We start from the raw sequence: 6,308 nt of genomic DNA, 5'->3' as shown, positions 1-6,308 counted from the left end.
GCCGGCCGGTCGGGCGCTCCGAGCGGCCGGTCCGCTCCGCCCTCGGCGTCGCCGGCCGCCCCGGCGCGGTCGAGCGGCGACCCGCCGAGCCGGTCGAGACCGCCGAGGGCGCGCAACGCCTGCAGAAGGTGCTCGCCGCCGCGGGGATCGGTTCCCGGCGGGCCTGCGAGGACCTGATCTTCCACCGGCGGGTCACCGTCGACGGGCGGGTGGCCCAGCTCGGGGACAAGGTCGACCCGACCACCGCCGTCATCTTCGTCGACGGCGAGCGCCTGGTCACCGACACCCGGCTGGTGTACCTGGCGATGAACAAGCCCCGGGGCGTGGTCTCCACGATGGCCGACGAGAAGGGGCGCACCGCGCTCGCCGACTTCCTCGACGGCCGGGTCGAGCAGCGGGTCTACCACGTCGGGCGGCTCGACGCGGAGAGCGAGGGTCTGCTGCTGCTCACCAACGACGGCACCCTCGCGCACCGGCTGATGCACCCGTCGTTCGGAGTGATGAAGACGTACCTGTGCGAGGTGCCCGGCCCGATCCCGCGCAACCTGGGCAGACGGCTCACCGCCGGCATCGAGCTGGAGGACGGCCCGGTGAAGGTTGACTCGTTCCGGGTGGTGGACACCCTGGGACGAACCGCCCAGGTGGAGATCACCCTGCACGAAGGACGCAAACACATCGTCCGGCGATTGCTGGAGGAGGTCGGGCACCCGGTGTCCCGGCTGGTGCGTACCTCGATCGGTCCGATCCGCCTCGGTGACCTGCGCCTCGGGCGGACCCGCCGGCTGACCCACGCGGAGGTCGCCGCTCTCTTCCGCGAGGTGGGTGACTGACCCACCGTTCGGGGGTACGGGTGCCGGTAGGCTTCCGTGCGGCCCGGACCCCGGGACGGCCCCGGGTCATCCCGCGCGGAGGACGGCGGGGACGCCGGGCATCATTGACGACGGACAACCGCTCGCGGGGACGTGACCCGTGGGATACGGGCTGAGGAGGAACACGGTGGTGGAGAACGTACCGACCGGGCGCTGTGTGGTCGCTGTGGATGGGCCGTCCGGTTCGGGTAAGTCCACCGTGTCCCGGCGGCTCGCCGTCGGGATCGGCGCGCGGTACCTGGACACCGGCGCGATGTACCGGGCGATGACCTGGGCGGTGCTGCGCTCCGGGGTCGACCCGGCCGACGCCGAGTCGGTGGCGAAGGTCGCCGGCGAGGCCGACCTGCGCATCGGCACCGACCCCCAGGGGTACGGCGTGACCGTCGACGGCACCTCCGTCGACGCCGAGATCCGGGGCCCCGAGGTGACCGCGGCGGTCTCCGCGGTGGCCGCCGTCGCGGCGGTACGGGCGCTGCTGGTCGCCCGGCAGCGGGACATGATCGCGAACGCCGGCCGGATCGTGGTCGAGGGCCGCGACATCGGCTCGGTGGTCGCCCCCGACGCGGACCTGAAGGTGTACCTGACCGCCTCCGAGGCGGCCCGTGCCGCGCGGCGCAGCGCCGAGGACGCCACCGACGTGGCGGCCACCGCCGCCGACCTGGCCCGGCGGGACCGGCTGGACTCGACCCGCAAGGCCGACCCGTTGCAGCAGTCCGCCGACGCGGTCGTGCTGGACACCACGGAACTGGGCATCGACGAGGTCGTCGACCGGCTGCGTGACCTGCTCGTCGAGCGGGGTGTGGCATGAGGTCGCGCCCGGCGCGGTCGCGGGCCGGCACACCACGCCCGCTGGCGGGGTACGACGTCGACCCGTGCCCGCCGGTCCGGTGGGGCGGCGACCTGCGCGGTGGGAGTACGGCATGAGCGACAACGGTGGGTGGGTCGAGCTGCGCGAGCCGGAGGTCGACGTCGACCAGCCGGCCGGCCCGATGCCCGTGGTGGCCGTCGTCGGTCGGCCCAACGTCGGCAAGTCGACCCTGGTGAACCGGATCATCGGCCGCCGCCAGGCGGTCGTGGAGGACGTGCCCGGGGTGACCCGGGACCGGATCCCCTACGACGCGCAGTGGTCCGGCCGGGCGTTCACCGTGGTCGACACCGGCGGCTGGGAGCCGGACGCCAAGGACCGGGCCGCCGCGATCGCGGCGCAGGCCGAGTCGGCGGTCGCCACCGCCGACGTGGTGCTCTTCGTGGTCGACGCGGTGGTCGGTTCGACCGATGTGGACGAGGCGGCGGTGAAGATGCTGCGCCGCAGCGCCAAGCCGGTGATCCTGGTGGCGAACAAGGCCGACAACGCCTCGATCGAGATGGAGGCGACCGCGCTGTGGTCGCTCGGTCTCGGCGAGCCGTACCCGGTCTCCGCGCTGCACGGCCGGGGCTCCGGCGAGCTGCTCGACGTGATCCTGGACGCGTTGCCGCAGGCTCCGGCGATCGTGGAGAACCGGCCGCGCGGCCCGCGCCGGGTGGCCCTGGTGGGTCGGCCCAACGTAGGCAAGTCCAGCCTGCTCAACCGCTTCTCGGGGGAGGAGCGGGCGGTCGTCGACTCGGTCGCCGGCACCACCGTCGACCCGGTGGACAGCCTGGTCAGCATCGGCGGCGAGACGTGGCAACTGGTGGACACCGCCGGCCTGCGCAAGCGGGTCGGCAAGGCCAGCGGCACGGAGTACTACGCCAGCCTGCGGACCGCCTCGGCGATCGAGGCGGCGGAGGTGGCGGTGGTGCTGCTGGACGCCAGCGAGGTGATCAGCGAGCAGGACCAGCGGATCCTGTCCATGGTCACCGACACCGGCCGGGCCCTGGTGATCGCCTTCAACAAGTGGGACCTGGTCGACGGCGACCGCCGGTACTACCTGGACAAGGAGATCGAGCGGGAGCTGCGCCGGATCCCGTGGGCGCTGCGGCTGAACCTGTCGGCGAAGACCGGGCGGGCGGTGGACAAGCTCGCCCCGGCGCTGCGCAGGGCCCTGGCAAGCTGGGAGAAGCGGATCCCGACCGCGCAGCTCAATGCCTGGCTCACCGCGCTGGTGCAGGCCACCCCGCACCCGGTCCGTGGCGGCCGGGCGCCGAAGATCCTCTTCGCCACCCAGGCGGGGGTGGCGCCGCCCCGGTTCGTGCTGTTCACTACGGGTCCGTTGGACGCCGGATACCAGCGGTTTGTCGAGCGCAAGCTCCGTGAGGAGTTCGGCTTCGAGGGCAGCCCGATCGAGATCTCGGTACGCCCGCGTAAGAAGCTCGGCCCGGGCGGTCGGGGCAAGGCCCACGGCTGACCGGCCGGGGCCGGATGGTGCCGCCCCACCACCCGGCCCCACCCCGCACCCCACCCTCCTAGGATGCTCTAGGCGGTGTGCGGAGCTGCACGATCCCGCGCCGGCCACGGCGCGCTCGGCACGGGGGAGGGGCCTGCGGCAGTCGGGAAGATCCTGCGCTAAGCTGTACCGGCTGCCGCAGGGGAAACCCGAGCGGTCAGCATCGGGACGTGGCGCAGCTTGGTAGCGCACTTGACTGGGGGTCAAGGGGTCGTCGGTTCGAATCCGGCCGTCCCGACAGTTGCTAAGGAAGCCGCTGACCAGGGCATATGCCCTGGTCAGCGGCTCTTTTCATGTCTCGACAACGGGCCGGGGCGTGCGCCTAGACCGCGCGTAGCTGGGGACCACCTGGGGGCCGGCGGACCTTCACGTGCGCGCTGAGATCGATACCAGTTACGACCAGGCCGCACGCTCGTTGCTCGCCGTCGAGGGGCCAAGCTCGATTCATCCGCCTGCCGCCCTGTCCCGCCCTCTGGTACGCCGTGACGATCACGAGGCTGGGGAGCGGTCAAGGTCCGTCGGTTCGCCTCCGGCGCACACCGTCGCAGGCCGGTTCGGCGGCACCGCGGTGGATATAGTCAGCACCGACGATCTCAACGACGCCGCGTCGGCCGGCTCGCTGTCCTTGTGGACGAGCGCCCGCCCGGACGACCCGTACCACGACGGTGGAAGGGACGCGATGAGCGACGACACGGCAGGCACGATCGCGGGCTTTGACCTGACCGTCCAGGACGCGAACGGTGTCCGCGACTTCTACGCGGACGTGGTCGGCTGGAAGCCGGAGCCGCTGAGCATGGGCGACTACGACGACTACATGATGCTCGCCCAGGACGGCAACCCGGTCGCCGGGATCTGCCACGCCAGGAGCGGCAACGCCGACCTGCCGCCGCAGTGGATCGTCTACGTCGCGGTCGACGACCTGCCAGCCAGCCTCGCGCGGGTGGTCGAGAAGGGCGGCGAGGTCGTGCGGCAGCCCACCGGCCCCGGCCCTGGCGGGTTCGCGTTGATCAAGGACCCCGCCGGTGCGGTCCTCGCGCTGATACAGAACTCCCGCACCGGCTGAGCCGACCTCACGGGATGCCAGTGGGCTGGTCTTCCGCCGTCGGCCCCTGGTGGACCTGCGCCCGGAGCTGCCGTAGCCGGGGGAACGGCAGGGTGACCCGGCGGGCCAGGTGGTCGACGCCGGTGCTGCCGCCGGTGCCGTCGCGGTTGCCCACCATCTTCGAGACCAGCGCCAGGTGGGTCACCTTCCACCGCCAGTAACCGTTGGCCACGTCGAGCAGGCTGTCGGCGAGGCGGTTGAGCACGCCGGCGCCGGGGCCGCGCGCGCAGACCTCGGCGACGCTGCTGCCGTGGTGCCCGGCCAGCCGTTCGAACGCCCGGTAGAGGCGGCCCTCCTGCCGGTTGCCGCCGAGCAGCCGCGCGAGGACCCGGAACTGCGCCGACTGCGCCCCGCTGGCCCCGTCCAGGAACGGGCGGAACTCGGCGAAGTGGCGCAGCGGCAGCTTCTCCAGCGCGACCACCTGTTCGTGCAGCACCCGGAGCAGGTCGGTGGTGCGCTGGAGGAACTCCAGCGCCAGTTCGTCGTCCTCGGGCCCGTAGGGCGGCGTCATGGCCTGCGCGGCGGCGTCCAGGTCGACCGTGATCTGCTTGAGCCACAGCTCGCTGGCCTGGTGGGTGACGATGAAGAAGTGCTCGGCCAGGACCACGGACCGGCTCGCGGTGTCCGGGGTGCGGGGCTCCTGTAGGGACAGCAGCGTCTCGACGTGCAGGTAGTCGGCGTAGGTCAGGGTCGTCATCAGGCGGCTCCACGGCCGTTCCGGGCGAAATCGAGCAGCTCGCGTACGCCGTCGCGGAGCACCTGCGGCGCCACGCACATGGCGATGCGGATCAGGTGCCGGGACCAGGGCGCCGGTTCGGCCGAGGTGACCCGTCCCCGGGCGTCCAGGCGGGGCATCAGGGCGAACCCGGTGCCGGGTACCACCGCGACGTTCCTGGTGGCCAGCAGGCCGGCGGCGAACTCCTCGGCGGACAGGCCGGTCGGGGCGACGTCGAGCACGGCGTACCAGCCGCCGGCCGGCAGCTCGGGCAGCAGGCCGGCGTCGTGGACGGCGGGCAGCACCTCGTCGCGGTTGGCGCGCACCATCGCGTGGTTCTGCCGCACCACGTGTCCCCACCGCAGTGCCTCCAGGCCCGCGTACTGCACGGGGGTCGACATCGCGATGAGGTTGGCCTCCTGCACGATCCGGACGGCCCGGGCGGCGCGGTCGGTGGCGGTGGCGAGGTATCCCAGCCGGTAGCCGGTCATCGCGAGGCTCTTCGAGAAGGAGTAGGAGCTGTGCACGATCCGCTCGGGGACCGGCACGTCGCGTTCCAGTGACGCGGTGGAGACGTGTTCGCCGTCGAAGACGAAGTGCTCGTACGCCTCGTCGCTGATGATCTGCCAGCCCCGGGCGCGTGCCATGTCGATCAACGCGCGCAGGGTCGGGGTGTCGAGGACGGCTCCCGTGGGGTTGGCGGGTGAGTTGATCAGCAGCACCCTGGTGTTCGCGGTCGCGGCGGCCAGCACCGACTCGGGGTCGGTGCGGTAGTCGCGCCCGAGTGGGTAGAACACCGGGCGGAGGCCGGCGAGCAGGGCCTGCTGCAGGTGGATGGGCCAGTGCAGCTCCGGCAGCAGGATCTCCGCGCCGGGTTCGGCCACGGCCTGCATCAGGGCGGCCAGGCCCTGGCAGGAGCCGGGCGTGACGAACAGCCGGGAGACGTCGGTGTCCACACCGTTCTCGTCGGCGAGTTTGCGCACCAGGTGTTCGCGGAGTTCCAGCAGGCCCTCGACCGCGGTGTACTCGGTGCGCCCGGTGGTCACCGCCCGCGCGAGGGCCTGTGCGACCTCGGGCGGCGGAGTGAAGTGGGGCTCGCCGACGTGCAGTTTGGTCACCGGGACACCGCTGACGCGCTCGCGGTCGTCGGCGTCGCGGAAGACGCGGTGCAGTTGGGAGGAGGGGATCGTCGATGCGACCGGGGCGCCGTCCAGCAGGTGGGGTTGAGGGCTCGGCAGGGGCATGACCTCTCCGTTTCG

6 protein-coding genes and 1 tRNA gene are annotated in these 6,308 nt (G+C 72.5%); 5 read left to right on the top strand and 2 right to left on the bottom strand.

The window, feature by feature from the left end:
* The first annotated feature begins 119 nt into the window (after positions 1–119).
* The 5 genes from AWW66_RS11460 (at position 120) to AWW66_RS11440 (ending at position 4,295) form a co-directional block, all read left to right on the top strand.
* The gene (locus AWW66_RS11460; RefSeq protein ID WP_067364010.1) at positions 120–830 is read left to right on the top strand and encodes a pseudouridine synthase; all 711 of its coding nucleotides are present in this window, start codon (positions 120–122) and stop codon (positions 828–830) included.
* A gap of 166 nt (positions 831–996) precedes the next feature.
* Complete coding sequence (gene cmk / locus AWW66_RS11455; protein ID WP_067363986.1) at positions 997–1,677, top strand: (d)CMP kinase; 681 nt, start codon at positions 997–999, stop codon at positions 1,675–1,677.
* Positions 1,678–1,789: 112 nt separating this feature from the next.
* The gene (gene der, locus AWW66_RS11450) at positions 1,790–3,193 is read left to right on the top strand and encodes a ribosome biogenesis GTPase Der (RefSeq protein ID WP_067363983.1); all 1,404 of its coding nucleotides are present in this window, start codon (positions 1,790–1,792) and stop codon (positions 3,191–3,193) included.
* 203 nt (positions 3,194–3,396) lie between these two features.
* Positions 3,397–3,470: transfer RNA gene (locus tag AWW66_RS11445), tRNA-Pro, on the top strand.
* A gap of 441 nt (positions 3,471–3,911) precedes the next feature.
* Complete coding sequence (locus tag AWW66_RS11440; RefSeq protein ID WP_067363980.1) at positions 3,912–4,295, top strand: VOC family protein; 384 nt, start codon at positions 3,912–3,914, stop codon at positions 4,293–4,295.
* A gap of 7 nt (positions 4,296–4,302) precedes the next feature.
* On the opposite strand, the gene AWW66_RS11435 is transcribed toward AWW66_RS11440, so the two are convergent.
* Positions 4,303–5,031 (bottom strand): tryptophan 2,3-dioxygenase family protein, encoded by a 729-nt coding sequence (locus AWW66_RS11435; protein ID WP_067363977.1) that lies wholly within the window; start codon positions 5,029–5,031, stop codon positions 4,303–4,305.
* Positions 5,031–6,293 carry a pyridoxal phosphate-dependent aminotransferase gene (locus tag AWW66_RS11430; RefSeq protein WP_067363974.1) on the bottom strand — a complete coding sequence of 421 codons (1,263 nt, stop codon included), beginning with the start codon at positions 6,291–6,293 and terminating at the stop codon, positions 5,031–5,033. Before AWW66_RS11430 ends, AWW66_RS11435 begins: the two co-directional genes overlap by 1 nt.
* Between the last annotated feature and the right edge of the window lie 15 nt (positions 6,294–6,308).

This window comes from Micromonospora rosaria, assembly GCF_001567585.1.
Lineage (GTDB): Bacteria > Actinomycetota > Actinomycetes > Mycobacteriales > Micromonosporaceae > Micromonospora > Micromonospora rosaria.
This window is presented reverse-complemented; position numbering and strand designations above follow the sequence as displayed.

Bases quoted from the DNA above. Each gene is read 5' to 3' on its own strand.
- AWW66_RS11435 (WP_067363977.1), bottom strand. From the start codon at position 5,031: ATGACGACCCTGACCTACGCCGACTACCTGCACGTCGAGACGCTGCTG.
- AWW66_RS11430 (WP_067363974.1), bottom strand. From the start codon at position 6,293: ATGCCCCTGCCGAGCCCTCAACCCCACCTGCTGGACGGCGCCCCGGTC.
- AWW66_RS11440 (WP_067363980.1), top strand. From the start codon at position 3,912: ATGAGCGACGACACGGCAGGCACGATCGCGGGCTTTGACCTGACCGTC.
- der (WP_067363983.1), top strand. From the start codon at position 1,790: ATGAGCGACAACGGTGGGTGGGTCGAGCTGCGCGAGCCGGAGGTCGAC.